General features: G+C 64.4%; 24 protein-coding genes. 15 read left to right on the top strand and 9 right to left on the bottom strand.

The features are described from left to right. The first annotated feature begins 123 nt into the window (after positions 1 to 123). From NGR_RS12355 to NGR_RS12320, 8 genes are all read left to right on the top strand, one after another. On the top strand, positions 124 to 897 hold the full coding sequence (locus NGR_RS12355; protein WP_012706781.1) for an ABC transporter ATP-binding protein: 774 nt from the start codon (positions 124 to 126) through the stop codon (positions 895 to 897). A gap of 36 nt (positions 898 to 933) precedes the next feature. Continuing rightward, entirely contained in the window at positions 934 to 1,713 is a 780-nt protein-coding gene (locus NGR_RS12350; RefSeq protein WP_012706780.1) for a transporter substrate-binding domain-containing protein, read from the top strand. 164 nt (positions 1,714 to 1,877) lie between these two features. Beyond that, positions 1,878 to 2,603: an ABC transporter permease gene (locus NGR_RS12345; protein ID WP_012706779.1), complete on the top strand. Its 726-nt coding sequence runs from the start codon at positions 1,878 to 1,880 to the stop codon at positions 2,601 to 2,603. Then, the gene (locus tag NGR_RS12340) at positions 2,600 to 3,424 is read left to right on the top strand and encodes an ABC transporter permease (RefSeq protein ID WP_012706778.1); all 825 of its coding nucleotides are present in this window, start codon (positions 2,600 to 2,602) and stop codon (positions 3,422 to 3,424) included. Before NGR_RS12345 ends, NGR_RS12340 begins: the two co-directional genes overlap by 4 nt. Position 3,425: 1 nt before the next feature. Continuing rightward, positions 3,426 to 4,595 (top strand): M20 aminoacylase family protein, encoded by a 1,170-nt coding sequence (locus NGR_RS12335; RefSeq protein WP_012706777.1) that lies wholly within the window; start codon positions 3,426 to 3,428, stop codon positions 4,593 to 4,595. A 192-nt stretch (positions 4,596 to 4,787) separates the two neighbouring features. Further along, positions 4,788 to 6,203, top strand: a complete 1,416-nt coding sequence (locus tag NGR_RS12330) for a cytochrome ubiquinol oxidase subunit I (RefSeq protein WP_012706776.1) — start codon at positions 4,788 to 4,790, stop codon at positions 6,201 to 6,203. Then, the gene (gene cydB / locus NGR_RS12325; protein WP_012706775.1) at positions 6,193 to 7,197 is read left to right on the top strand and encodes a cytochrome d ubiquinol oxidase subunit II; all 1,005 of its coding nucleotides are present in this window, start codon (positions 6,193 to 6,195) and stop codon (positions 7,195 to 7,197) included. Before NGR_RS12330 ends, cydB begins: the two co-directional genes overlap by 11 nt. Positions 7,198 to 7,768: 571 nt before the next feature. After that, positions 7,769 to 8,074, top strand: a complete 306-nt coding sequence (locus NGR_RS12320; protein ID WP_012706774.1) for a chorismate mutase family protein — start codon at positions 7,769 to 7,771, stop codon at positions 8,072 to 8,074. 13 nt (positions 8,075 to 8,087) lie between these two features. Here NGR_RS12320 and galE read toward each other — a convergent pair whose 3' ends face one another. The 3 genes from galE to mscL form a co-directional block, all read right to left on the bottom strand. After that, complete coding sequence (galE, locus tag NGR_RS12315; protein ID WP_012706773.1) at positions 8,088 to 9,122, bottom strand: UDP-glucose 4-epimerase GalE; 1,035 nt, start codon at positions 9,120 to 9,122, stop codon at positions 8,088 to 8,090. A gap of 171 nt (positions 9,123 to 9,293) precedes the next feature. After that, positions 9,294 to 10,460, bottom strand: a complete 1,167-nt coding sequence (locus tag NGR_RS12310) for a pyridoxal phosphate-dependent aminotransferase (protein ID WP_012706772.1) — start codon at positions 10,458 to 10,460, stop codon at positions 9,294 to 9,296. Between the two features lie 315 nt (positions 10,461 to 10,775). Next, the gene (gene mscL / locus NGR_RS12305; RefSeq protein ID WP_012706771.1) at positions 10,776 to 11,204 is read right to left on the bottom strand and encodes a large conductance mechanosensitive channel protein MscL; all 429 of its coding nucleotides are present in this window, start codon (positions 11,202 to 11,204) and stop codon (positions 10,776 to 10,778) included. A gap of 238 nt (positions 11,205 to 11,442) precedes the next feature. Here mscL and NGR_RS12300 point away from each other — a divergent pair, with 238 nt between their 5' ends. After that, positions 11,443 to 14,949, top strand: coding sequence for a hybrid sensor histidine kinase/response regulator (locus tag NGR_RS12300; protein WP_012706770.1), 3,507 nt, complete (start codon positions 11,443 to 11,445; stop codon positions 14,947 to 14,949). A 225-nt stretch (positions 14,950 to 15,174) separates the two neighbouring features. Here the strand turns inward: NGR_RS12300 and NGR_RS12295 are convergent, their stop codons facing one another. Then, positions 15,175 to 15,822, bottom strand: coding sequence for a response regulator (locus tag NGR_RS12295; protein ID WP_012706769.1), 648 nt, complete (start codon positions 15,820 to 15,822; stop codon positions 15,175 to 15,177). A 106-nt stretch (positions 15,823 to 15,928) separates the two neighbouring features. Further along, a complete protein-coding gene (locus NGR_RS12290) occupies positions 15,929 to 16,360 on the bottom strand; it encodes a hypothetical protein (RefSeq protein WP_012706768.1) in 432 nt (143 codons plus the stop codon). A gap of 118 nt (positions 16,361 to 16,478) precedes the next feature. Between NGR_RS12290 and NGR_RS12285 the strand changes: the two genes are divergently transcribed. Together NGR_RS12285 and NGR_RS12280 are read left to right on the top strand one after the other, a co-directional pair. Then, entirely contained in the window at positions 16,479 to 16,826 is a 348-nt protein-coding gene (locus tag NGR_RS12285; RefSeq protein WP_164924161.1) for a DUF952 domain-containing protein, read from the top strand. Next, the gene (locus NGR_RS12280) at positions 16,823 to 17,911 is read left to right on the top strand and encodes a quinone-dependent dihydroorotate dehydrogenase (RefSeq protein ID WP_012706766.1); all 1,089 of its coding nucleotides are present in this window, start codon (positions 16,823 to 16,825) and stop codon (positions 17,909 to 17,911) included. Before NGR_RS12285 ends, NGR_RS12280 begins: the two co-directional genes overlap by 4 nt. Here NGR_RS12280 and NGR_RS12275 read toward each other — a convergent pair. The 3 genes from NGR_RS12275 to NGR_RS12265 are packed head-to-tail and all read right to left on the bottom strand — an operon-like array spanning position 17,887 to position 20,075. Next, a complete protein-coding gene (locus NGR_RS12275) occupies positions 17,887 to 19,254 on the bottom strand; it encodes an MATE family efflux transporter (RefSeq protein ID WP_012706765.1) in 1,368 nt (455 codons plus the stop codon). The genes NGR_RS12280 and NGR_RS12275 overlap by 25 nt on opposite strands. A 48-nt stretch (positions 19,255 to 19,302) precedes the next feature. Beyond that, on the bottom strand, positions 19,303 to 19,806 hold the full coding sequence (locus tag NGR_RS12270) for a CAP domain-containing protein (protein ID WP_012706764.1): 504 nt from the start codon (positions 19,804 to 19,806) through the stop codon (positions 19,303 to 19,305). A gap of 2 nt (positions 19,807 to 19,808) precedes the next feature. Next, positions 19,809 to 20,075: a DUF6460 domain-containing protein gene (locus tag NGR_RS12265; protein WP_012706763.1), complete on the bottom strand. Its 267-nt coding sequence runs from the start codon at positions 20,073 to 20,075 to the stop codon at positions 19,809 to 19,811. Between the two features lie 144 nt (positions 20,076 to 20,219). Here NGR_RS12265 and NGR_RS12260 point away from each other — a divergent pair, with 144 nt between their 5' ends. The 4 genes from NGR_RS12260 to pdeM all read left to right on the top strand — a co-directional run bounded on the left by NGR_RS12260 (position 20,220) and on the right by pdeM (position 25,543). After that, a complete protein-coding gene (locus NGR_RS12260) occupies positions 20,220 to 21,158 on the top strand; it encodes a methyltransferase (protein WP_012706762.1) in 939 nt (312 codons plus the stop codon). 104 nt (positions 21,159 to 21,262) lie between these two features. Next, a complete protein-coding gene (locus NGR_RS12255) occupies positions 21,263 to 21,898 on the top strand; it encodes a YitT family protein (RefSeq protein WP_012706761.1) in 636 nt (211 codons plus the stop codon). 99 nt (positions 21,899 to 21,997) lie between these two features. Further along, positions 21,998 to 24,550: a ligase-associated DNA damage response DEXH box helicase gene (locus tag NGR_RS12250; RefSeq protein WP_164924160.1), complete on the top strand. Its 2,553-nt coding sequence runs from the start codon at positions 21,998 to 22,000 to the stop codon at positions 24,548 to 24,550. 267 nt (positions 24,551 to 24,817) lie between these two features. Next, entirely contained in the window at positions 24,818 to 25,543 is a 726-nt protein-coding gene (pdeM, locus tag NGR_RS12245; protein ID WP_164924579.1) for a ligase-associated DNA damage response endonuclease PdeM, read from the top strand. A gap of 1 nt (position 25,544) precedes the next feature. Here the strand turns inward: pdeM and NGR_RS12240 are convergent, their stop codons facing one another. Continuing rightward, entirely contained in the window at positions 25,545 to 25,781 is a 237-nt protein-coding gene (locus NGR_RS12240; protein ID WP_012706758.1) for an Lrp/AsnC ligand binding domain-containing protein, read from the bottom strand. Positions 25,782 to 25,888: the final 107 nt, after the last annotated feature.

The following is a 25,888-nucleotide window of genomic DNA, read 5'->3' as shown; positions in this document are numbered from 1 at the left end:
CACAAGTGCAACGATGCCCCCCATGAAACAGCGTGACAAGCCGAAGATGCTGCACGAAAGAACGACCAGGGGAACTGTTTTCATGCCTGCAAAAGCTCTGCGAGCCAAGGGAGCCGCGTGTCGATGACGGACGCGGCCCAGGCAATTGCGGTCACTGACCTCCACAAGCGTTTCGGGCCATTGGAAGTGCTGAAGGGTGTATCGCTGAACGCCCGGCAGGGCGACGTCATCGCCATCATCGGCGGCAGCGGCTCGGGGAAATCGACCTTCCTGCGCTGCATCAACATGCTGGAATTGCCCTCGGCCGGCCGGGTCTCTGTCCACGGCGAAGAAATCCGTATGAAGCCGGACGGCCACGGCGGGTTGATGCCTGCCGACCGCAAGCAGGTCCAGCGCATCCGCACCCAGCTCGGCATGGTGTTCCAGAGCTTCAATCTCTGGCAGCACATGACCATCCTCGAAAACGTCATCGAGGCTCCGGTCCACGTACTCGGCAAATCCAGGGCCGAGGCGGTGGAAACGGCGGAAAAGCTGCTGCGCCGCGTCGGACTCTTTGAGAAGCGTGACGCCTATCCGGCCTTCCTCTCCGGCGGCCAGCAGCAGCGCGCCGCGATCGCCCGGGCTCTGGCGATCCAGCCGCTTGTCATGCTCTTCGACGAACCGACCTCGGCGCTTGATCCGGAGCTCGTCGGCGAAGTTCTCTCGGTGATCGGCGACCTGGCGCGCGAGAAACGGACGATGATCCTCGTCACCCACGAGATGAAGTTCGCCCGCGACGTCGCCAGCCACATCGTCTTCCTGCACAACGGCCTCATCGAGGAACAGGGACCGCCCGAGGCCATCTTCGGCGCGCCGAAATCCGAAAGGCTGAAGAAGTTCATCAGTTCGATTCATTGAATTCCGCAGTGCTCAACAACCAAAAAAGGGAACAGCATGAAGAAGACATTGAAGCTCCTGGCGCTCGCCGCCGCCCTGTCTCTCACCGGCGCCGCCGCCTCGGCCGAACAGATCAAGGTCGGCATTGCCGCCGAACCCTACCCGCCCTTCACCTCGCCGGACGCGAACGGCAATTGGGAAGGCTGGGAAGTCGAGTTCATGAAAGCGATGTGCGCCGAGGCCAAGCTTGACTGCGTGATCACGCCGGTCGCCTGGGACGGCATCATTCCGGCGCTGACCGCCAAGAAGATCGACATGATCGTCGGCTCGATGTCGATCACCGCGGAGCGCCTGAAGACCATCGACTTCTCCGACAAGTACTACAACACGCCGACCGGCATCATGGGCACCAAGGGCGAGGACATCAAGCCGACGCCGGAAGGCCTCGCCGGCAAGACGCTCGGCGTGCAGGTCTCGACCGTGCACCAGGCCTATGCGACGAAGCATTTCGCCCCGGCCGGCGTCGAGGTCAAGGAATACCAGACGCAGGACGAAGCGAACCAGGATCTTGCGGCCGGCCGCGTCGATGCCGTGCAGGCCGATGCGATCGCTCTCGAAGCCTTCCTGAAGAGCGATCAAGGCAAGGAATGCTGCGACTACAAGGGCGAAGTCGCCCAGGACGTCGACGTCCTCGGACCAGGCGTCGGCGTCGGACTGCGCAAGGGCGAGACCGAACTCAAGGACAAGATCAACGCGGCGATCAAGGCGATCCGCGACAACGGCACCTACGACACCTTCTCGAAGAAGTACTTCGACTTCGACATTTACGGCGGCTGACCGCGGAAGGCCGGCGGTCCCACTGCATGTTTCCTTCAATCGGAGTCCGATTTAAGGACAAAAACATGCAGCGATTCAAAGTGCTACAGCGACCTTTGTGCGTCTGAAAAGACGCACGGCGCTGTAGGATTGCCGGCCTTTGATTTTCGGAGCATGAGGTGGCCATGGCTGCGGATTCCCTCATCAACTGGAGCCTGCTGGCGCTCGCGGCGCCCGGCTGGGGCGGCGTTCTGTTGCAGGGCTTCCTGCATTCGATCGAGATCGCTATCGGCGGCTATGCGCTCGGATTGCTGCTCGGCGTCGGCGGCGCCTTCGGCAAGCTCTACGGCGGACCGGTGCTGCGCGACCTGCTCGAGTGCTATACGACCATCGTCCGCGCCGTTCCCGAACTCGTCCTCATCCTGCTTCTCTACTATGCCGGCACCGACCTCCTGAACCAGTTTCTCGGCGCCATGGGGATCGGGACCGTCGATATCAGCGGCCTGATGGCCGGCATCTTCGTCATCGGCGTCGTGCAGGGCGCCTATTCGACCGAGGTACTGCGCGGTGCGATCAAGGCGGTGCCGGCCGGGCAGATCGAGGCGGCGCGGGCCTATGGGATGTCGCCGACCAAGGTTCTCAGGCGCATCACCCTGCCCGCCATGCTGCCCTATGCTATTCCGGGCCTTGCCAATCTGTGGCTGATCGCCACCAAGGACACGGCGCTGCTTGCCGTCGTCGGCTTCAGCGAATTGACGCTCGTCACGCGCCAGGCGGCCGGTACCACTAAGGCGTACTTCCTCTTCTTCTGCGCCGCCGGCGCGCTCTATCTCGTCCTGACGCTCGTCTCGAACCTCTTCATCGGCGTCATCGAGCGGCACGCCCGGCGCGGCTTCGCGGAGCGGCGATGACCGACGAAACGACCCACGCGCTCGCGCTCGTCCCCGAGGACCTTCCCAAGGCGGAGGCCTTCCTCAAACCGCATCGCATCGTCCTGATGCTGGTCTTCGCGGGCCTCATCGTCGCCATCGCCGTCTTCATGCGCTGGGATTGGCTGCCGCGCTACCTGCCGAGGCTCGGCTCCGGGATCCTCGTCAGCCTGGCGATGCTGTTCAGCACGGCGATCCTCGGCTTCCTGCTTGCCGTTCCGCTCGGGCTCGTCCAGGTCACCGGCCCCTGGTTCCTCAAGGCCCCGGCCCGACTGTTCTGCACCGTCATCCGCGGCACGCCGCTGCTCTTGCAGCTCTGGCTGCTCTATTACGGGCTCGGCTCGCTCTTTCCGCAATTCCCTGCGATCCGCCATTCCCTCCTCTGGCCTTACCTGCGCGAAGCATGGCCCTATGGAGTGGCGGCGCTGACGCTCTCCTTCGCGGCTTACGAGGGGGAAGTGATGCGCGGCGCCTTTGCCGGCGTGCCGCAAGGCGAACTGGAGGCTGCGCGCGCCTACGGCATGGGACGCTGGACGACGTTCCGGCGCATCTGGCTGCCCCGCGCCGTCCACCGGGCGCTGCCGACGCTCAACGGCGAGACCGTGCTGCAACTCAAATCGACACCGCTCGTGGCAACCATCACCGTGGTCGACGTCTATGCGGTGATCTCCAAGGTGCGGCAGGAAACCTTTCTCACCTACGAGCCGCTGCTCTTGCTTGCGCTCATCTATCTGTGCCTGACCGGCATTCTGGTCGTCGCCTTCCGTTATTTCGAAAATCGCATTCCCACCCGTGGTGCCTGACATGAAACTCTCTGCCGCCATCAGCAATGCCTTGCCTGAACTCGTCGCCATCCGCCGCGACCTGCACGCCCATCCCGAATTGGGGTTGGAGGAACGCCGCACATCCGCCTTCATCGCAGGCCATCTCGAAGCGCTTGGCTACACGGTGACGACGGGTCTGGCGAAAACCGGCGTCGTCGGCACCCTCAAGGTCGGCGCCGGCCCGCGCTCGATCGGCATCCGCGCCGACATCGACGCCTTGCCGATCCTCGAGGAAACCGGCCTCGACTACGCCAGCAAGACGCCCGGCCTCATGCATGCGTGTGGGCACGATGGCCACACCGCAATGCTGCTCGGTGCCGCCCGCGCGCTTGCCGAGCGACGGAATTTCGACGGCACCATCCACCTCATCTTCCAGCCGGCCGAGGAGAATTTCGGGGGCGCGAAGATCATGATCGATGAAGGCCTGTTCGACAAATTCCCCTGCGACGCCGTCTTCGCGCTCCACAACGAGCCGAACCTGCCCTTCGGCCAGTTTGCCTTGCGCGAAGGTCCGATCGGGGCCGCCGTCGACGAGGCGCGGATCACCGTGCACGGCCGCGGCGGCCACGGCGCCGAACCGCAGGAGACCGCCGACCCGATCGTCTGCGGCGCCAGCATCGTCATGGCGCTGCAGACGATCGTGTCGCGCAACATCCATCCGATGGATCCCACCGTCGTCACCGTCGGCGCCTTCCACGCCGGTTCGGCGAGCAACATCATTCCGGAGCGGGCCGAGATCGTCGTCGGCATCCGCTCCTTCGATCCGGCCGTCCGCGACGCACTCGAGCGCCGCATCCGGATGATCGCCGAGGCCCAGGCGGCGAGCTTCGGCATGCGAGCGACGGTCGATTACCAGCGAAGCTACGATGCGACGATCAATCACAAGTCGGAGACGGATTTCGTGCGCGATCTCGCGGTCCGCTTTGCCGGCGCGGACAAGGTCGTCGATCTCGCCCGCCCATATATGGGCAGCGAGGATTTCGCCTATATGCTCAAGGAAAGGCCCGGCACCTATTTCTTCCTGGGATCGCGGGTGACCGGCGAGGAGAAACCGCTCCACCACCCCGGCTACAACTTCAACGACGATCTGCTGCCGATCGGCGCCGCCTTCTGGACGGAGCTCGCCGAGGCCTATCTGGCGCGAGCATAACGCCCGCCGTCCGGTCCAAATGCCGCAGGCGAAACATTGCCGCAGTGTGACAACGTGGCGGCCACCCTGTCATTGACCTTTGGCAATTCTGCATCAAATTCCATCACACGATGAAGTTGAGCCGAAACAGCTCGACGAGCGCAACAGAAATCAGGCCGGGCTTTTGCTCTGCGCTGCTGAGAGGATCGCGCCGTGTTTGAAGCCTTTGACGCGACACTGCTTGCGCGCATCCAGTTCGCCTTCACGGTGTCGTTTCACATCATCTTTCCGGCCTTTTCCATCGGGCTCGCCAGCTACCTCGCCGTCCTCGAAGCCCTGTGGCTGTGGAAGAAGGACGCGGTCTATCTGGAACTTTTCAACTTCTGGAAGACGATTTTCGCGGTGGCCTTCGGCATGGGCGTCGTTTCCGGCATCGTCATGTCCTATCAGTTCGGCACCAATTGGAGCGTGTTTTCCGACAAGGCCGGCCCGATCATCGGGCCGCTGATGGGCTATGAGGTGCTGACCGCTTTCTTCCTCGAGGCGGGCTTCCTCGGCATCATGCTCTTCGGCCTGAACCGTGTCGGTCCGAGACTGCATTTTCTGGCAACCGTCATGGTCGCCATCGGCACGCTGATCTCGGCCACCTGGATCTTGTCCGCGAACTCCTGGATGCAGACCCCGGCGGGTTTTGCGACGAACGAAGCCGGCCAATTCATTCCGGTCGACTGGTGGGCGATCATCTTCAATCCCTCGTTCCCGTACCGCCTGGTGCATATGGTGCTTGCCGCCTATCTGACGACGGCGTTGGTGGTCGGCGCCTGCGGCGCCTGGCATCTCCTGCACAACACGGCGCCGCGGCGTGCCCGCACGATGTTCTCGATGGCGATGTGGATGGCGGCGATCGTCGCGCCGATCCAGATCTTCGCCGGCGACCAGCACGGGCTCAACACGCTCGAGCACCAGCCCGCCAAGGTGATGGCGATGGAGGGTCACTATCACAGCCATCCCGACGGAGCCCCGCTGGTGCTCTTCGGCATTCCGAATTCCGCCGAAAAGCGCATCGACTACGCGATCGAGGTGCCAAAGCTCGGGAGCCTCATCCTGAAACACGATCTCGATGCGCCGCTCGCCGGACTGGACACGATTCCCGACGAATTGCATCCGCCGGTCGCCGTGGTCTTCTGGTCGTTCCGCGTGATGGTCGGCATGGGCTTGGCCATGCTCGGCATCGGGCTGTGGTCGCTCTGGTGTCGGTACCGCGGCACGCTCGACGGCGACATCTGGCTCCACCGCGCCGCCGTGCTGATGGGGCCTGCCGGCTTCGTCGCGGTTCTCGCGGGATGGATAACCACGGAAGTCGGCCGCCAGCCTTACACTGTCTACGGTCATCTGTTGACGGCCAACTCGATCGCGCCGATCGAGGCTCCGGCCATCGGCGCATCGCTTGTCGCTTTCATCGTCGTCTACTTCCTCGTCTTTGGCGCCGGCACCTTCTACATCCTGCGGCTGATGGCTCGCCTACCGCGCGATACCATGCCGGAACTCGACGAGGGGCCTTTGCGCACCGCCGGCGTTACCCCTGGCCCGGCGACGGCGAAACCGCATGGAGGCCATCATGGCTCTTGACCTGCCGTTCATCTGGGCCGCCCTTATCGCCTTCGCGGTGCTCGCCTATGTCGTGCTCGACGGCTTCGATCTCGGCGTCGGCATCCTCTTTCCGCTTTTCCCCGAGAAGCACGATCGCGACGTGATGATGAATTCCGTGGCGCCGGTCTGGGACGGCAACGAGACCTGGCTGGTGCTCGGCGGCGGCGGTCTGATGGCCGTCTTCCCGCTCGCCTATGCGACAATCATGCCGGCGCTTTACGCGCCGATCATCGCCATGCTGATCGGCCTGATCTTCCGGGGTGTCGCGTTCGAATATCGCTGGCGGACGAAGCGCGCCGAATATCTGTGGAACTGGGCCTTTGCCGGCGGATCGACGCTCGCAGCCTTCGCTCAGGGGCTGGCGCTCGGCGCCCTCGTCCAGGGAATCCCGATTGAAGACCGGGCCTATGCCGGCGGCTGGTGGGACTGGCTGACGCCCTTCTCCATCGTTACCGGCGTGGCGATCGTCGTCGGCTACGCCCTGCTCGGCGCGACCTGGCTGATCATGAAGACGCGTGGCGATCTCGCCGAGCGTGCCCGCTCGATCGCCCTCAAATGCGCTTTCGGGACCATCGCGGCGATGGGCATCGTCAGTCTCTGGACGCCGTTTCTCGAGCGGGTCTACCTCCAGCGCTGGTTCGGCTGGCCGACGGCGATCTTCAGCGTCATCGTGCCGCTGCTCGTTCTCGGCTGCCTGTACCTGCTGCTCAAGGGCATCCAGGAGCGCCGCGATGCGCAGCCCTTCCTCGCCGCCCTCGGTCTCTTCGTGCTCGGTTACATCGGTATCGGCATCAGTTTCTACCCCTATATGGTGCCGCCGTCGCTCACCATCTGGGACGCCGCAGCGCCGAACGAGAGCCTCGCTTTCCTGCTCGTCGGCGCACTCGTGCTGGTGCCGATCATCCTCGCCTATACCGCCTATGCCTACTGGGTCTTCCGCGGCAAGGTCGATCCGGAAGAGGGCTATCATTGATGGGCGAACACAGGCTCGGGCGCAGGCTTCTCTGGTTCGTCGGCCTTTGGCTGGCCGGCGTCGCGGCCGTGAGTGTGGTCGGCCTCGCGATCAAGCTTGTTCTCGGCGGTTAGGGAAAGCCCCGCTCAAGCTTGCTGCAATACCGTCTTCCTACACATCGGCAGGCAATCGCCGAACGGAGACAGGACCGCACCCTACTCCCCCCGCGATCGCCTGCCGAGGTGACCAAGTCGCTGGGATGCGACCACATCCAAATTCGCGAGAAGCCGGCGCGCCAAAGGACTTTCCATGGCACGCCACTCCATTTCTTGTCATCCTCGGGCTTGACCCGAGGATCCAGACACAAGCGATCCCCGAGCAGCATGTCGGTTGGTCTGCGATTGGATCCTCGGGTCAAGCCCGAGGATGACGGGAGTGTGTGTCAGCAGGGTGAGCCAAAGATGGCCCCAAAGCGCCGCCGAAGCCCCTGTGCCGCGCTGCGGCGGTTTTTCCCCTTCTCAGCCGGCATCCGCTTTGCTAGCAGTTCGGCGCGATGAAAACGGGGCGTGATGCGCCCCGGCAGGAGCCGGATATGCCGAAGACCCCCGCAGAATGCACGACGATGGCAGATGTGCGCGCCGAGATCGATCGGCTCGACCGCGCCCTGATGGCGCTCTTTGCCGAGCGCTGGGGCTATATCGACCGCGCCGCCGAGATCAAGCGCCCGCTGAACCTGAAGGCCGACATTCCGGCGCGCGTCGCCGAGGTCCGCGAGAATGCCCGCAGGCATGCGGTCGCGTTCGGCCTCGAGCCGGACTTTTATGAAGAGCTGTGGGCGCAGCTGATCGACCACGCAATCGCCCATGAGCGCACGCTCCTCGGCGAAGACCAGGAATAAGCCTTTCGCCGGGTCAGCCGTTGGCGACAAGGCGTCCGTCTTCGCTGCGACCGGCGTCGAAACTGTTCTTGCGGCTCAGATACCCTTCCCAATCGAAGGCGCTCTGGACGATATGTTCGAGGCTCGCATGGGTCGGGACCCAGTCGAGCTTCAACCGCGCGACGGTCGGATCGGCGACGACCTGGGCCGCATCGCCCGGGCGGCGCGGCGCATAATCGACGCGGAAATCGCAGCCGGAAACCTGCCGGACCGTGTCGAGCACCTGCAACACGGAAAAGCCTTCGCCATAGCCGCAATTGGTGACGAGCGGCTCACCGCCGCGCCTTAGATAATCAAGCGCGTTCCGATGGGCGGCGACCAGATCGCTGACATGGATGTAGTCGCGGATGCCGGTGCCATCCGCTGTCGGATAGTCGGTGCCGAACACGTCGACCTTGCGGCGCTTGCCGAGTGCCGCCTCGCAGGCGACCTTGATGAGATGGGTGGCGCCGAAGGTCGATTGTCCGGCACGACCGAGAGGATCGGCCCCGGCCACATTGAAATAGCGAAGCGCGACATAGCTGAAGTCATGCGCGGCCGCCGCATCCTGCAGCATGATCTCCGACATCAGCTTGGAACGCCCATAGGGGCTTTCCGGACGCAGCCACGCCGTTTCCTTGACCGGCTCCGGCGTATCCTGGGTCCCATAGACGGCGGCCGTCGAAGAGAAGACGAAACGGCGCACACCGGCTTCGATCGTCGCGGCAATCAGCATCCGCGTCTTTGCCGTATTGTTCTCGTAGTAGGCGAGCGGCTTGGCGACGGACTCCGGCACGACCGCCGATCCGGCAAAATGGACGACCGCGTCGATCTCGTTCTCGGCGAATATCCGCGCCAGCACGGCCCGGTCGCCGACATCGCCGAAATAGAAACGCGCCTCCGGCGCAACCGCCCAACGGAAGCCGGTCGTCAGGCTGTCGAGCACGACGACGGTCTCTCCCGCGTCGAGCAATGACCAAACCATATGGCTGCCGATATAGCCCGCTCCGCCTGTTACCAATATGGCCATGGCTGCTTTCACCCCCGATATAACCCGGGGACAGGAAAGACGGGCGATGCTTACGGAATTGGTAAACCGGGGCGCCGGCGCCGCTCTTCGCCGGCTATTCTCATCCGTGTGGTTAAGTGGCCGCCACGGCAATCATTCGGATTTTATCGATCGGCCAGGAATGGACCCGGTTCAGCGGCCGAGGATATAGGTGCGCAGCCGATCCGCCGCTTCGGCGATCTGGGCCGGATCGCGCAGGAAGCAGGCCCGCATGAAGAGCGATCCGCCTTCGCCGAAAGCCGTTCCGGGCGCCAACCCGACGCCGGTCTCGTCGACGATGTCCATCGACGCCCGGCGTGCGTCCGTCACGCCATCGATCTTCAGGAAGGCATAAAGCGCTCCGTCCGGCTTCAGGGTCTCGACACGGTTGGTGGCAATCAGCGCATCGCAGAGCATATCGCGATTGCGCCGGGCCTTGGCGACGTTGTCGTCGACGAAACCATCCCCTTCGTCCAGGGCGACGACGGCGCCGCGCTGCATGAACTGCGCAACGCCCGACGTCGAATACTGGATCAGATTTTCGAGCACCTGCCCCACGGCCGGCGGCGCCACGATCCAGCCGACACGCCAGCCGGTCATCGCCCAGTTCTTGGAGAAGGAATTGACGAAGAGGATGCGGTCGTCCTCCGCCATGATATCGAGGAACGACGGCGCGCGGCCGCCGAGATAATAATAGAGTGCGTAGATCTCGTCGGCGATGATCCAGAGACCATGCTTGCGCGCCAGCGACAGGATGGCCTTGAGATCGTCCTGCGTCGCCGTCCATCCGGTCGGATTGGACGGCGTGTTGATGAACAGCGCCCGCGTCTTCTTCCCGATCGCCGCCTCGAGCCTGTCGAGATCGAGTTGCCACTTGCCGTTCTCGAAGCGCAACGGTACCGAGACCGGCCGGACGCCGGAGAGGTCCGCGGCGGCCGCGAAATTCGGCCAGGCCGGGGTCAGGAGCACGATCTCGTCGCCGGGCGAAGCGATCGCCTCGATCGAAAGCTTGATCGCCTGCATTCCCGATCCGGTGACGTAGAAATTCTCGGGCGCGAGCGTCTTCTGGAAGCGGCGCTGGTAGTAGCGCACCAAGGCTTCGCGCAGCGGCGGGATGCCGCGCTGCCAGGTGTAGAAGGTCTCGCCGCCCATCAGCCCTTGTGCTGCAGCCCGGCTGATGAAATCCGGCGTCGGAAGGTCGCCCTCGCCGACCCAGAGCGGAATGAGGCCGTCGCGACCGCGGGCATAGTTCACCACTTCCACGATGCCGCTTTCGGGCGCCGAAAGCGCGCGTGGGCTGAGGCTTGTCATGATCGTCATCGGCAGCGGGCTCCTACTGCATGTCTCCTTAAATCGCAGTCGATTTAAGGAGACATGCAGCAATTCAAAGTGCTACAGCGACCTTTGTGCGTCTGAAACACGCACGGCGCTGTAGTTGCCCGCCGCTTCTAGACACTTTCCCGCCCGCGATCACGCGATTTTCTCTGACGGATATATCGATTTCTGTGATGAATTTACGCGCCTAGAGCGGGATGAGGGAAAGTGTGTGCGGTTTTCCGCCCGCATCCCGCTCTAACCTATTAGAATCGATCACGTTCATGATTTTAGGTCGATCCGACCTAAAATCATCGTGATCTAGGCGCGCTGCTTCAGAATATCCCGTATCTCCGACAGGAGCCGGACATCCTCAGGCGGCGGTGCGGCCGGCTCCGGCGCCTTCTCCCGCTCCACCGAGGCGCGTATGCGGTTCACTGCCTTGACCAGCAGGAAGATGATCCAGGCGAGGATCATGAAATTGATGAGCACGGTGATGAAGCTGCCATAGGCGAAGACGGCGCCCTGCTGGCGGGCGGCGGCAAGCGTCGGAGCGGTGACGTTGGCTGACAACGGCAGGAAATAATTGGAGAAATCAAACCCGCCGCCGGTGATCGCGCCGACGATCGGCATGACGAGGTCGTCGACGACCGAGGTAACGATCTTGGTGAAGGCGGCGCCGATGATGACGCCGACCGCCAGATCCATCACATTGCCGCGGGCGATAAACTCTTTGAATTCGTTCAGCATGCCTCTCTCCGTCAGATCCCCGTCCTGGAACGATCGCCCGCGCCTGTCCCGCGGCAACCGGTGGTAGGAATCTAGACCAAAGGCGCGTGTGAGGGAACCGCCCTTGGCGATCAGGGTGCGCGGCGGGGCGCGCGCGCAGCTGCGGCAAGGCTCAAGCACGTCTTGGACTTAAGACGCATAAAGCAACCAATTCTCAATGGGATGGACTTGTCCTATGCTCACCGTCGAGGAGTGAGGCATGCTTTCGGGTTCGGTCATTCTTGCCTCGGCCTTCGCCTATCTGCTGCTGCTCTTCGCAGTCGCAAGCTACGGCGACCGCCGGGCCAGCAGAAGCAAGATTGCCAGCAAGGGCAGGCCGCTGGTCTATGCGCTGAGCCTGGCGATCTACTGCACATCCTGGACCTATTTCGGCGGCGTCGGGCTCGCCGCCGAGCACGGGCTCGAATTTACCGGCATTTATATCGGCCCGATCCTGATGTTCACGCTCGGCATGCCGCTGATCCGCAGGATCGTGCGGCTTGCCAAGACCGAGAAGCTGACCTCGGTCGCCGATTTCGTGGCGGCGCGCTACGGCAAGAACCCGGCGGTGGCAGCGATCGTCGCGCTGATCTCGCTGGTCGGGGCCATTCCCTATATCGCCCTCCAACTCAAGGCGGTTTCGAGCTCCGTCGCTGCGATGATCGACACCAGCGATTACGGCATCGGCGCGGGGGAAAACTTCATCGACCTGCCGCTGCTCGTCACCCTCTTTCTCGCCTGCTTCGCGATCGTCTTCGGCACCCGCCACACGGATGCGACCGAACATCAGGACGGCCTGATCCTGGCGATCGCGATGGAATCGGTCGTCAAGCTCGTCGCCATGCTGACGGCGGGCATCTACATCGTGTTCGTGCTGTTCGACGGGCCGGCGAATCTGCTGGCCGCGGCCCAGCAAAGCCCCGCGGTGCTTTCCGCTCTCGAGTACCAGACGCCGGTGGCGCGCTGGATCCTGCTGATCGTTCTCTCGTCCTTCGGCATCATCATGCTGCCGCGGCAGTTCCACGTCACCGTCGTCGAAAACCGCACCGAGAACGAGCTGCGCACCGCCGGAATATTGTTTCCGCTCTACCTGATCGCCATCAACCTCTTCGTCCTGCCGATTGCCATTGCGGGAATCCTGACCTTCTCCGGCTCCGGCGACGCCGACCTCTATCTCCTCGCCCTGCCGCTCGCCGGCGACGTGCCCTTCATCACGCTGCTCACCTTCATCGGCGGCTTCTCCGCCGCCACGGCCATGGTCATCGTCGCCTCGGTGGCGCTGTCGATCATGATCTCCAATGATATCGTCATGCCGGTTTTCCTGCGCCAGCGGCTCGGCACGCGCGGCACACTCCAGGAGAGCATGGCCGGCACGCTGCTCAATATCCGCCGCACGGCGATCTTCGCCGTCCTGCTGCTTGGCTACAGCTATTATCGCTCGGCCGACATGAGCGCCGGCCTCGCCTCGCTGGGACTGCTCTCCTTCGTCGCCATTTCGCAGATGGCCCCGGCGCTGCTCGGCGGTCTCGTCTGGAGGCAGGCGAACGCCCGCGGCGCGATTGCCGGAATGGTCAGCGGCTTCCTGGTCTGGGCCTATGCCCTGTTCCTGCCGAGCCTCGGCGGGCCCGACAATTCGCACGTCGCCTCGACCATTTTGAGCTTCCTCCTACCGTTTACGGATCTCTTTTCGGGGCCGCAGTCCGACCCGCTCGTCAACGCATCGGCCCTCAGCTTGCTTGTCAATGTATTCGCCTATGTGCTCGGCTCGCTGACCCGGACCCCGAAGCCGCTCGAGCGCTTCCAGGCCGGCGTGTTCATCACCCGCCGCTCGCGCACGGAGCGGGCCTTCCGCGGCCGCAAGACGAAGGTGACGGTGCGCGACCTCAAGACAACGATCGCCCGCTATATGGGTGACGAGCGCATGCAGCGGTCATTCCACACCTATGAGCAGCAGTCCGGGCGCTGGCTCGATGAAAACGCCTCCGCCGACATGGCCCTTGTCCATTTTTCCGAACAATTGCTCGGCAGCGCCATCGGCTCCTCTTCGGCCCGGCTGGTGTTTTCGCTGGTGCTGCAGCGCATGGACGATCCCTCCTCGGATACCGCCTGGCTGCTCGATCAGGCAAGCGAGGCCTTGCAACATAACCAGGACATGCTGCAGACGGCGCTCTCGCAGATGGACCAGGGCATTGCGGTCTTCGACAATGCCAGCAATCTGATCATCTGGAACCGCCGTTTCCGGGAATTGCTCGATCTGCCTGAGGCCGCCGGCCAGGTCGGCTTCCCGCTTGCCGATATCGTGGCGATCCTGGCGCGCCGCGGCGACATTCGCAAGGACGAGGAAAAGACGCTGGTCGCCAACTTCCTGGCGCTCGACAAGCCGTTTCTGCTGGAGCTCGGCAATGGCACCCGGATCGTCGAGGTCCGGACCAACGCCATGCCCGACAAGGGCATCGTCACCACCTACACCGACATCACCCCACGCGTCGCGGCCGACATGGCACTCAAGCAGGCGAACGAGACGCTGGAGCTGCGCGTCGCCGAGCGGACAAGCGAATTGACGCGGGTCAACCGCGAACTCGGCGAGGCGCGCGCCGTCGCCGAGGATGCCAATATCGGCAAGACCCGCTTCTTCGCCGCCGCCGGACACGATATCCTGCAGCCGTTGAATGCGGCGCGGCTCTATTCCTCGTCGCTCGTCGAGCGGCTCGGTGATTCCGATAACAAGGCGCTGGTCCAGAACATCGACTCCTCGCTCGAATCGGTGGAGGCCATTCTCGGGGCAGTGCTGGACATCTCGCGGCTCGACACCGGCGCGATGAAGCCGCGACTGCAGGCCGTGCCGCTCAATGATCTGTTGCGGCGCATCGAGACGGACTTCGCCCCGATGGCGCGGGCGAAGGACATCGCGTTCACTGTCATGCCGACCTCGCTCGTCGTGCGCAGCGACCCCAACCTTTTGCGGCGCGTCGTCCAGAATCTCGTCTCGAACGCGATCAAGTACACGCTTGAGGGCAAGGTGCTGGTCGGCGTGCGGCAGCACGGGCAGACAGCGACGATCGAAGTGCTCGACTCCGGTATCGGCATTCCGGCATCGAAATTCCGCACCGTGTTCAAGGAATTCGCACGCCTCGACGAAGGGGCGCGTACGGCCTCCGGGCTCGGCCTCGGCCTTTCGATCGTCGACCGCATCTCACGTGTGCTCAACCATCCGGTCGGCCTGCAGTCTAAGCCTGGAAAGGGCACCGGTTTCAAGGTTAGCGTACCGCTCGATACAAGCGCCACCGAGCCGGCTAGGCCGCAGCCGGTCGCCGCGACGAAGACGAGCGAGGCACTGACCGGCCTTGCTGTCGTCTGCATCGACAACGAGCCGAAGATCCTCGAGGGCATGGCGCTGCTCCTGGGCGGTTGGGGCTGCGCCGTCACAACGGTGGAATCGGTGGCCGCCTGCGCTCGGATGGGCCCGGGAAACCTGCCGGCACGGCCCGACGCGATCGTCGCCGACTATCACCTCGACGACGGCACCGGCATCGAGGCGATCGCCGCAATCCGCGCGCTTTGGCAGGAGAGCATTCCGGCGCTGATGGTGACCGCCGACCGCACGCCGGAGGTCCGCGGCGCCGCCGAGCGTGATGGGGTCTCATTGCAGCACAAGCCGGTGCGGCCCGCCGCCCTCCGTGCCTGGCTGACCCAGCTCGCCGCAGCGGGACGGACGGCGGCGGAGTAGCGGGACGCGGAATTTGCCCCTCATCCGCCTGCCGGCACCTTCTCCCCGCAAGCGGGGCGAAGGGATCCGCCGCACCGCTCGTTTCCCGTTCCCGGCGGCGCCGGGCGAGCCGATACACGGGCAGCGGCCCTGGGGCAGAGGGCGCGGCTTGCCCCTTCTCCCCGCCTGCGGGGAGAAGATCGCGGCAGCAGGATGAGGGGCAAATTCGTCCGCAGTTGTTACCGCTTAAGCCGCCGCCACGCTCCCGAGCTTTGAAAGCTGGATGACCGCCTGGGTGCGGCTGTCGACGTTGAGCTTCAGGAGAATCGCCGAGACATGTGCCTTGATGGTCGCCTCGGAGACGCCGAGCTCGTAGGCGATCTGCTTGTTGAGCAGGCCCTCGGCCAGCATCGACAGGACGCGCGACTGCTGCGGCGTCAAGGTCTGCAGGCGATGCAGGAGATCGGCCACTTCCGGCTCGTATTCCTGGTTCTGGTCGTAACCGGCCGGCACGAAGATCTCGCCCGCGATCACCTTGCCGATGCCGTCGCGGATCTCCTCGATGCCGGCCGATTTCGAAAGAAAACCTGCCGCACCGAGATCGATGGCGCGATGAATGGTGGCCGGATCGTCATGGGCCGAGACGATCATCACCGGCAGGCTGGGGAACTCGGCGCGCAGCGCAATGAGACCGGAGAGACCGCTGACCCCCGGCATGGTGAGATCGAGAAGCATCAGATCGGCATCCGGGTTATCCGCCGCCGCCTTGCGAGCGGCCGCGAAATCGCCGGCCTCGACGACGGCGGGTGAGCCGTCCATGCCGCTCAGCGCCTGGCGCATCGCGCCGCGGAACAGCGGATGATCGTCGGCAATGATGATGGTCATGTCGGGCATGATGACGCTCCCTCCCAAGAGCCTCGGATGCAGCATCCGGAATGCCGCATGTTTCTCACCGATCGGCTTCGTCCTCCGCGCGCCATTCGGTGTCCGCTCAGGACGATCAGGTCTTGTCGGGCACCGGTCCACCTTCTTCGGTGGTATCGCGGCCTTCGAGCTCCTTCACGATATCCATGAACTTGCGCATCATTCTTTCCATGATGCTCATGGTCCGGTCAATCTCTTCGTCGGTCGGGAGATCGGGTTTAACGGCAGTCGCGCCGCCCTGCACGGCCTTTTCCAGTGCTTCGACCCGTTTGGTGAGCAGGTCGAGTTCCCGCTCGAAGGCAGCGCGCTCGTCGGCTGCCATCCGGCAGACGAGTTCGCCGTTCTTTTCCTGGCAGAGGGTGACTTCGCCGGTCTCTGTGTCGAGCCGGGCAAATCCCGTCTCCGCTTTCTGCATGCTGAAGCGCCCCGGCGCCGCTTCCTGCGCCCAGGCCGAATGGCTCCCGCCGAGGGCCAAGCCGAACGCGAGCGCTGCAACTACCTTCTTCATGACATCCTCCCCTGGAGACTGGCGGAAATCTGCGTTCGATCCGGTGCACCGCGGTGGACACGCGCCGATATTTGCGGCAAGGCCATGGCTCGGATTCATGACGGACGAGCGGACGAAGATGAATGCTACCATATACAAGATCGTTCCGGCGCTTCTATGGCAGGAAGCCCGGCGCGCCGGGCAATTCGCCGGCGCGCCCATCGATCTCGCCGACGGCTTCATTCACTTCTCCACGCACGACCAGGTCGCTGAGACGGCGGCGCGGCATTTCGAGGGCCAGACGGATCTGCTGCTCGTCGCCGTCGACGCCGACGCGCTCGGCGACAAGCTCGTCTACGAGCCCTCGCGCGGCGGTGCGCTGTTTCCGCATCTCTATGCGCCGCTGACGCTCGACGCGGTGCGGTGGGAAAAGCCCCTGCCGCTCGGTGCCGACGGCAAGCATATCTTCCCCGAGCTTGCACCATGACCGGGCCTCTCGAACGCCTCGCCCGCCGCGGCCTCTTCCTTCTCGATCCCGAAACCGCCCATGGCGTCTCGATCAAAGCGCTGAAGAGCGGCGTCGTGCCAAGCTGTGCCGCACCTGCCGACACCAGGCTCGAGCAGGTCATTGCGGGCCTCAACTTCCCGAATCCGCTCGGCATGGCGGCCGGCTACGACAAGAATGCCGAGGTGCCGGAAGCCCTGTTGCGGCTCGGCTTCGGTTTTACCGAGATCGGCACCGTGACGCCGCGGCCGCAGGCCGGCAACGACAAGCCACGCATTTTCCGGCTCGTCGAGGACGAGGCGGTGATCAACCGGCTCGGCTTCAACAATGACGGGCACGGAGCGGCGCTGGCGCGCCTTCAGGCCTGCTCGCGCCAGGCGCTGATCGGCGTCAACATCGGCGCCAACAAGGACAGCGCGGACCGGATCGCCGATTATGTCGCGGGGATCCGCACCTTCTATGCGGTGGCTCGTTATTTCACCGCCAACATCTCCTCGCCGAACACGCCGGGCCTGCGCGACCTGCAGGCCCGCGAGAGCCTGGCGGCACTGCTTTCGGCCGTGCTCGCCGCCCGCGACGAGGAAGCAGCGAAGACCGGCAGGCGGGTTCCGGTGTTCCTCAAGATCGCCCCGGATCTCACCGAAGAGGGCATGGACGACATCGCGGCGGAAGTGCTGGCCCATAATCTCGACGGCCTGATCGTCTCCAACACGACGCTCGCGCGCGACGGCCTTAGGGATCAGCGTCAGGCCAAGGAGGCTGGTGGGCTTTCCGGCAGGCCGCTCTTCGAGAAATCGACGGCAGTGCTCGCCCGGATGCGCAAACGGCTTGGGCCAGACGTGCCGATCATCGGCGTTGGTGGCGTGAGCTCGGCAGAGACCGCCGCGGAAAAGATCCGCGCCGGCGCCGACCTCGTGCAGCTCTATTCCTGCATGGTTTACGAGGGACCGGGCCTGCCCGGCAGAATCGTGCGCGGCCTGTCGCAGCTTTGCGATCGCGACAAGCTCGCTTCGATCCGCGAGATCCGCGACAGCCGTCTCGATTACTGGGCCGGGCGGAACGTCTGAGCGGCGCGGCGCGGCAGCAACAGCACCAGGAACAGGCCACGCAGCAGCAGGAACAGGTTGAGACCGGCCCACAGGCCGTGATTGCCGAAGGCCGGCACGAGAACGGTGAGTGCCGCGCCGTAGACGACGAAGGCCGCCAGCATCATGTTGCGCATGTCGCGCGACCAGGTGGCGCCGATGAACACTCCGTCCATCAGGAAGGCCATCGCGCCGGTGAGTGCCGTCACAGCCGCCCAGGGCATGAATTCATAGGCGAGTGCCCGCACCTCCGGCGCCGTCGTCAGAAGATCGACGAGCCCATTGCCGAAGGCGAGGAAGAAGACCGTCGTCAGCAGCGCGAGCCCCAGCGACCATAGCGCGGTCATCCGGAGCGCACGATCGAAGCCCGGGCGATAGGCGGCGCCGATCGAGCGCCCGGTCAGTTGCTCGGCCGCATTGGCAAGGCCGTCGAGATAATAGCCGGCGACAAGGAAGATGGTCATCAGCACGGCATTGGCCGCCAGCGTCACCGGGCCCAGGGACGAGCCGATCCGGGTCATCAGCGTGAAGGCGGCGAGCAATACGAAGGACCGGATCATGATGTCGCGGTTGAGGCCAAACAGGGCCTTGAGCCGGTCGCCGGCGAAGATCGTCGCCCAGTTCGGCGCATCCCTTCTGTCGAAGCGACTGTAGACGATCGCGAAGCCTGCCACCGCGCCGGCCACCTCCCCCGTCACCGTAGCGATGGCGACACCGGCAACGCCCCAGCCAAGGACGAGGCCGAGCAGAATCGCCAGCACGATGTTGATACCATTGATAAGCGTCTGCAGCAGCAGGCCGAGCGTCCCTTCGCCGCGGCCAAGCACGAAGCCGAGGATCGCATAATTGGCGAGCGCCGCCGGGCCGGACAGCATGCGGTAGAGGAAATAGGTGCGCGTGACCGCGGCGACTTCCGCCTCCGGCGCCATCAGCCAGAGACCGAGGGAGAGCAGCAGCGGCGACAGGAGGACAATGGCGACACCACAGAAGAGCGCGATCACGAGCGAGCGCCAGAACACCGCCTGCTGCTCGCGCCGGTCGCCGCGGCCATAGGCCTGAGCGACGAGGCCGGTGGTCGAGGCGCGCAGGAAATTGAAGGTGGTGAAGATCAGATCGAACAGGACGGCGCCGATGGCGAGGCCGGCGAGCATCTCGGCCCGGCCGAGCCGGCCGACAACGCCGGTGTCGACGAGGCCGAGAAGCGGCGTCGTCAAAAACCCGAGCGTCATCGGCAGGGCGATCGAGAGGATCAGCCGGTTGGTGACGTCAAAAGGCCCCGCTTCGGAGGCAAGCCTTTCGCGCTCGCGGCCTGCCATGGCAGTCATCTTCAGTGCCCCTGCGGCCGTCTCCGCAAGGCCATCTTGGGAATCAACTCAGCCGGAGAGCACCATCGCCCAAAACGGCCGATTTCCGGAAGCGGTATTTTGCGCCACCGCCACGCCCAGGCCGCGATAGCGGCCGAGCATGTTTTCCAAGTGCTTCGGCGAGTTGAACCAGGCTTCATAGGCCCGCTCGGCGTTGTCCTGGCCCATGGCGATGTTCTCGGCGGCCGGAAGCGTGACGCCGTCGCCCTTCATCCGATCGGCAAAATCGTCGCGCCAGCCGATATTGTGCTTCATCTTGCCGGCGCGTGCCATGCGGGCGGCCTGATGCATCGCGGCGACGGACGCGGCGGGGTCGCGCTCGAGGGTCGCAAGCCCCTTGCCCTTGCGCAGCGTGTTGACGTAGCCAAGCGTCGCGTCGGTCTGGTCGCTCCCCGTGCCGTCGTCGGGCGTAAGGAGACCGGTGGTCGAGCAGCCGGCGACAAGCCCGAGCGAGAGGGCGGCACCGGCGGACAGAACAAGCCGTCTGCGGGGAAGAAAGAATTGGTCCTGCATGCTTACCGTCGATAGCTGAGGAGACGTAGAATGATGAAGGCAGGGATGACCACGGCAGCGCCGAGCAACAGGTAGTCGCCGACGCGTCCAAGCGCCGCAAAGCCCGACCGCCAGAGGTCGACGACGAAGTCGCGGATACCGTCGAGAAGGTCCATGGGGCGCCAGTCGAAGACGGTCATGACGAAGCCGACGAGGATCGACACGACGACGAGCTTGACGAGCACGCGCAGCGGTGAATCGCCGAGGAATTTGTTTACGCCGTCCGACATCAGCGAATAGTTCTCCTGTTTCCCATCACATAAGCCGCTCCGTCAGGGCCCGCAAGCCGCGCGAAACGCGGCTTTTCAGATTCCGCTTGTGTTTTGCCGCGTCCGGCGCCAGAAGCGTCCGTCGCAACCCAACCCGTCACCCTCATGGCCGCTCACCAGCTCTCCTCCGGCGATCTGATCGCCGATCGCCGCGCCGATTACGCCAAGATGCTCGCCGAAAGCGGCGACCACCAGGGCGCGGCCGAACTCATGGCCCAGGCGCTGGAACTTGTTCCGAATTGGGCGGCCGGCTGGTTCCGGCTGGCGGACTATGAGGAGAAATCAGGCCGAAAAGAGGCGGCCGTCGCAGCCTTGCGCACCACGCTGCGCCTCAATTCCGAGGATATTTTCGGGGCCAGCCTGAAACTGGCGCTGCTCGGCGCCGGCGATGCGCCGGAGCAGCCGCCGAGCACCTATGTGGAGCGGCTCTTCGACGACTATGCCGAGCGCTTCGATCAGGCCCTTGTCGAGAAGCTCGACTATAGCGTCCCGGAAAAGCTCGCGGCGCTGATCGACCGGGCGACCGGCGCGCAAAAGTTTCGCCATGTTACCGATCTCGGCTGCGGCACGGGGCTTTTCGGCGAGCGCATCCGGGGCCGCGCCGACTTTCTCGAGGGTTTCGATCTTTCGGCCAACATGCTTGCCAAGGCCGAAGGCAAGGCGATCTACGATCGGCTGGGCCGGGCGGACCTGTCGTTGTCGCCGGACGATTGCGGCCTTTTCGGCGAACTCGCGGAAGCGCGCGCCGATCTCGTCAGCGCTGCGGACGTGCTGATGTATCTGGGCAGTCTCGAAAGCGCCTTCACCATCGCAGACCGGCTTCTGGCACCGGGCGGGCTGTTTGCCTTCTCTGTCGAGGACGCGGCGGATAACGTCGGCTTCGTGCTCCGGCCGTCGCTGCGCTACGCGCATTCGCAAGCCCATGTCGCGTCGCTCTGTGCCGCCTTCGGGCTGTCGACGATCGCCATCGAACGGACGGTCATCCGCATGGATGCCGGATTGCCGATTGCCGGTATCCTGTTCCTGGCCGGCAAGTCTGCGTGAAACGCAACGCTGCCCCGCGAAAATAGGTCAGCATTGCTTACATATTTTCCTTGATTCTGTTTGTGCACTACAGCAGATGGTGGAGCTCTTCGCGGGAGTTTGCCATGGCACAGACGAGCAGCGTTTTCGGTCTCTGGAACACCAGCCCCACTCGGCATACGCCGATCGAGGATGTGCAGGGCGTCTTTTCCGGCAGCCTCGTCGCAGCCCTCGGGCTCTACTTCCTCGCAAGCGCCGGGCTGCTGACCGGAAGCACCGCCGGTGTCGCCTTCCTGCTGCACTATGCGACCGGCGTGAATTTCAGCCTCGCCTTCTTCCTGCTCAACCTGCCGTTCTTCTACCTGTCGCTGAAGCAACTCGGGGCGGCTTTTACCATAAAAACCTTCATCGCCATCGGGGTGACCTCTTTGCTGACGGACGCGCAATCGCGGCTTTTCGAGATCGAACAGATCCATCCCGGCTGGGCGGCCCTTCTCGGCGGGTTGTTGCTGGGCTATGGCGTTCTGGCGCTCTACCGCCACCGCGCCAGCCTGGGTGGCGTCGGCATCCTCGGCGTCTATCTGCAGGAGCGCTTCGGCATCCGTGCCGGCCTCGTGCAACTCGCGATCGACATGGTGGTCCTTGGCGTTGCCTTTGCAGTGACGACGCCGTGGGTCGTTCTCTGGTCGGTGCTCGGCGCGGTCGTCCTCAACCTCTTCGTGGCAATTAACCACCGCGCCGATCGTTACATTGCGCTCTGACGCTTGGATGGTCTTCGCCCCTCTCCTCGGATTAATCCCGAGAGGGGCAATTGCGCGCATACAGCATCGGGCTTCTCTTTTGTCTCGTTTGATCTACCTTTGTTCCCCGTGGACAGGATCGATTCCCCATTGCCGGAAAGCGACGCCCTGACGTTGCCGGCGCCCTTTCTGCGGTGGTTCGCGGAAAAGGGCTGGCGACCGCGCGCCCACCAGCTGGAACTGCTGTCACGGGCCGAGGCAGGGCAAAGCACGTTGCTGATCGCGCCGACGGGTGCGGGGAAGACGCTTGCCGGCTTCCTGCCGTCGCTGGTCGATCTCGTGCGGCGCGGCCGAATTCCGCCGGGCTCCGCCTTCATCGGTATTCACACGCTCTATATTTCGCCGCTCAAGGCGCTCGCCGTCGATATCGAGCGCAACCTGATGAAGCCGGTCAATGAAATGGGCCTGCCGGTCCGGATCGAGAACCGCACCGGAGACACGCCGCAGGCCAAGAGGCAGCGCCAGAAGCTCAGCCCGCCCGACCTGTTGCTGACCACGCCGGAGCAGCTTGCGCTGCTCATCGCCGATGGCGAGGCGGAGCGCTTCTTCAAGGACCTGCGCTATGTCGTGCTCGACGAGCTGCATTCGCTCGTCACCTCGAAGCGGGGCCATCTGCTCGCCCTCGGCCTCGCCCGTCTGCGCCGCCTGGCGCCGGGCCTGCAGACGATCGGCCTTTCGGCGACGGTGGCCGCACCGATGGAACTGCAGCGCTGGCTGGTCGGCCAGACACCGGACGAGGAGAGCTACGCCGGACTGATCACCGTATCGGGCGGGGCAAAGCCCGAGATCTCCATTCTGCGCGCCGAGAGCCACGTGCCCTGGGCGGGGCATTCAGCCCGTTATGCGATCCCGGACATCTATGCGGCGATCAAGGCCCACGGCACGACGTTGCTCTTCGTCAATACGCGCAGCCAGGCGGAAATGCTCTTCCGGGAGCTCTGGACGATCAACGACGACAATTTGCCGATCGCCCTCCACCACGGCTCGCTCGACGTCGCCCAGCGCCGCAAGGTGGAGGCGGCGATGGCAGAGAACAGGCTGCGCGCCGTCGTCGCCACCTCGACACTCGATCTCGGCATCGACTGGGGCGACGTCGACCTGGTTGTCCATGTCGGCGCCCCGAAGGGAGCGAGCCGACTCGCCCAGCGCATCGGCCGCGCCAATCACCGCATGGACGAGCCTAGCCGGGCGATCCTCGTCCCCGCCAACCGCTTCGAGGTGATGGAGTGCCAGGCGGCGCTCGACGCCAACTATGTCGGCGCGCAGGATACGCCGCCCGTCGGCAAGGGCGCGCTCGACGTGCTGGCACAGCACGTCCTCGGCATGGCCTGCGCCAAGCCCTTCGACCCGCTGGCGCTTTATGACGAGATCACCAGCGCGGCTCCTTATGCCGATCTTTCCTGGGAGACCTTCGAACGGGTCGTCGACCTCGTCGCCACAGGCGGCTACGCGCTGCGCACCTATGAGCGCTACGCCCGCGTCCGCAAGACGAAGGAAGGGTTGTGGCGGGTTTCCAATCCGATGGTCGCACAGCAATACCGCCTCAATGTCGGGACGATCGTCGAATCGCCGATGCTGAACGTGCGAATGGTCAAGCGCAACGCACGCGGCTCGCTCGGCCGCGGCGGTATGTCGCTCGGCAAGGTGGAGGAGTATTTCCTCGAAATGCTGTCGCCGGCCGACACGTTTCTCTTCTCCGGCAAGGTGCTGCGCTTTGAAGGCATCCGCGAGAACGAGTGTCTCGTTTCGCAGGCCTTTTCCTTCGACCCCAAGGTGCCGAGCTATGCCGGCGGCAAGTTTCCGCTCTCCACCTATCTCGCCGCGCAGGTCAGGAAGATGCTTGCCGACCCGGCGCGGCGCGCCACCCTGCCGGACCAGGTGCGCGACTGGCTGGCGCTGCAGGGCGACGCCTCGATGCTGCCGCGCGAGGACGAACTGCTGGTCGAGACCTTCCCGCGCGGCAGCCGCCACTACATGGTCACTTACGCCTTCGAGGGACGGCTTGCCCACCAGACGCTCGGCATGCTGTTGACCCGCCGGCTCGACCGGGCTGGCCTGAAGCCGCTCGGCTTCGTCGCCACCGACTATTCGCTCGGCATCTGGGCGCTCGACGACATGGGCGCGGCATTTCGCGCCGGCGCGCCATCGCTCGCACAGCTCTTCGACGAGGACATGCTCGGCGACGACCTGGAGGCCTGGCTGAACGAATCCTTCCTGCTGAAACGCACCTTTCGGACCTGCGCAGTGATCGCCGGATTGATCGACCAGCGCCACCCGGGCAAGGAAAAGACCGGCCGCCAGGTCACGGTTTCCGCCGACCTCATTTACGACGTATTGCGGATGCACGAGCCCGACCACATCCTGTTGGAAGCAACGCGCAACGACGCGGCGTCGGGCCTTTTGGACATTGGCCGGCTCGGCACTATGCTCAAGCGAATCAAAGGGCACATCACCCATCGCCGGCTCGATCGTATCTCGCCGCTCGCCGTTCCGGTCATGCTGGAAATCGGCCGGGAATCGGTTCACGGAGAGGCCCAGGACTTCCTGCTGACAGAAGCCGCCGACGAGCTGATCAACGAGGCGATGGGGATCGGCCAGGCTGCGGGGGAATAGAGGCGGTATGAGAGAGATTATGGACGCTCCGGGCGGGATGCCGACGCTCTACCCCCCTCTGGCCTGCCGGCCATCTCCCCCACAAGGGGGGAGAGCACATGCGGCACGCGCGACGCGCTCATCGGAACGTGTCCAGAGTATGCGACGATTTCTATTGGAGCGTTGGGCTCGCCGCGGGCCAATCTCCCCCCTTGTGGGGGAGATGGCCGGCAGGCCAGAGGGGGGTGCAGGCCTGGGCGCGTCACCCCCGAGAACGTCGGTGTGACCATGCACCGGCTCGTTCATGCGACATCGGCTATCGAGACAAGCGCCTTGTTCCAGGCGCGCACGACGGTCAACGGCGTGGCCGCCATCTGCGATGCGCTCGGCGGTCTCTTTCTGCCCGACACCCGGACACTGGTGGTGTCCGACCTCCACCTCGAAAAGGGCTCGGCCTTCGCCCGGCGCGGCATGATGCTGCCGCCCTATGACACGCTGGCGACCCTGCGCATTCTCGAGGCGATCGTCGCGCGGTACGATCCCGCAACGGTGATCAGCCTCGGCGACAATTTCCATGACCGGCGCGGCTCGGTAGCGATGCCGGATACTTTCCGCCAGATGATTACCGCGATGGCCCGCGGCCGCGACTGGATCTGGATCAACGGCAATCACGACCCGGACGGCGCCTCCGGCCTGCCCGGCGCCTCGATGGACGAGCTGCGTCATGCGGGGCTTGTCTTCCGCCATGAGCCCTCCATGGCAGACGGCCTCGGCGAAATCGCCGGTCACATGCATCCCTCGGCAACGGTCCGGCGCCGGGAAAGGTCCATCCGGCGCGCCTGCTTTGCGACGGACGGCAGGCGCCTGCTGATGCCGGCCTTCGGCGTCACCACCGGCGGACTCGATCTCCGGCACCGCGCCATGAGCGGCCTCTTCGACAGACAACAGCTCGTCGCCCACATGCTCGGCCGCGACCGGATTTATTCGGTGCGCTTTGCCAACCTGTTGGGTTAGTCTAAAAGGCGTTGAAGGTGAGCGTCGTCAGCGAACGGGAAATGCCCGGAACGCTGGCGATATTGTCGTTGATGAACTTGCCGATATCCTGGCCTTCCTCGACATAGATCTTCAAGAGCAGGTCGTAGTCACCGCTCGTCGAATACATCTCCGAGACGATTTCCTTGCGGTAGATCTCGTCGGCGACATCGTACGTCCGGCCGGGAGCGCATTGCAATTGCACGAAAATCGGTTTCATGGGCTTTCCTCTGCTTCCGGGAGGCGGTCTCCCGAACTTGTCGCCGCCCTTTCGGCGCAAGGGCAGAAGGGGCGTTGCTGATCTTCAGCCCTCTCTTAAACCCCAAG

The sequence above is a fragment of the Sinorhizobium fredii NGR234 genome, assembly GCF_000018545.1.
Classification (GTDB): domain Bacteria; phylum Pseudomonadota; class Alphaproteobacteria; order Rhizobiales; family Rhizobiaceae; genus Sinorhizobium; species Sinorhizobium fredii_A.
The sequence above is the reverse complement of the archived record's forward strand: the minus strand, read 5'-3'. Positions and strand labels throughout refer to the sequence as shown.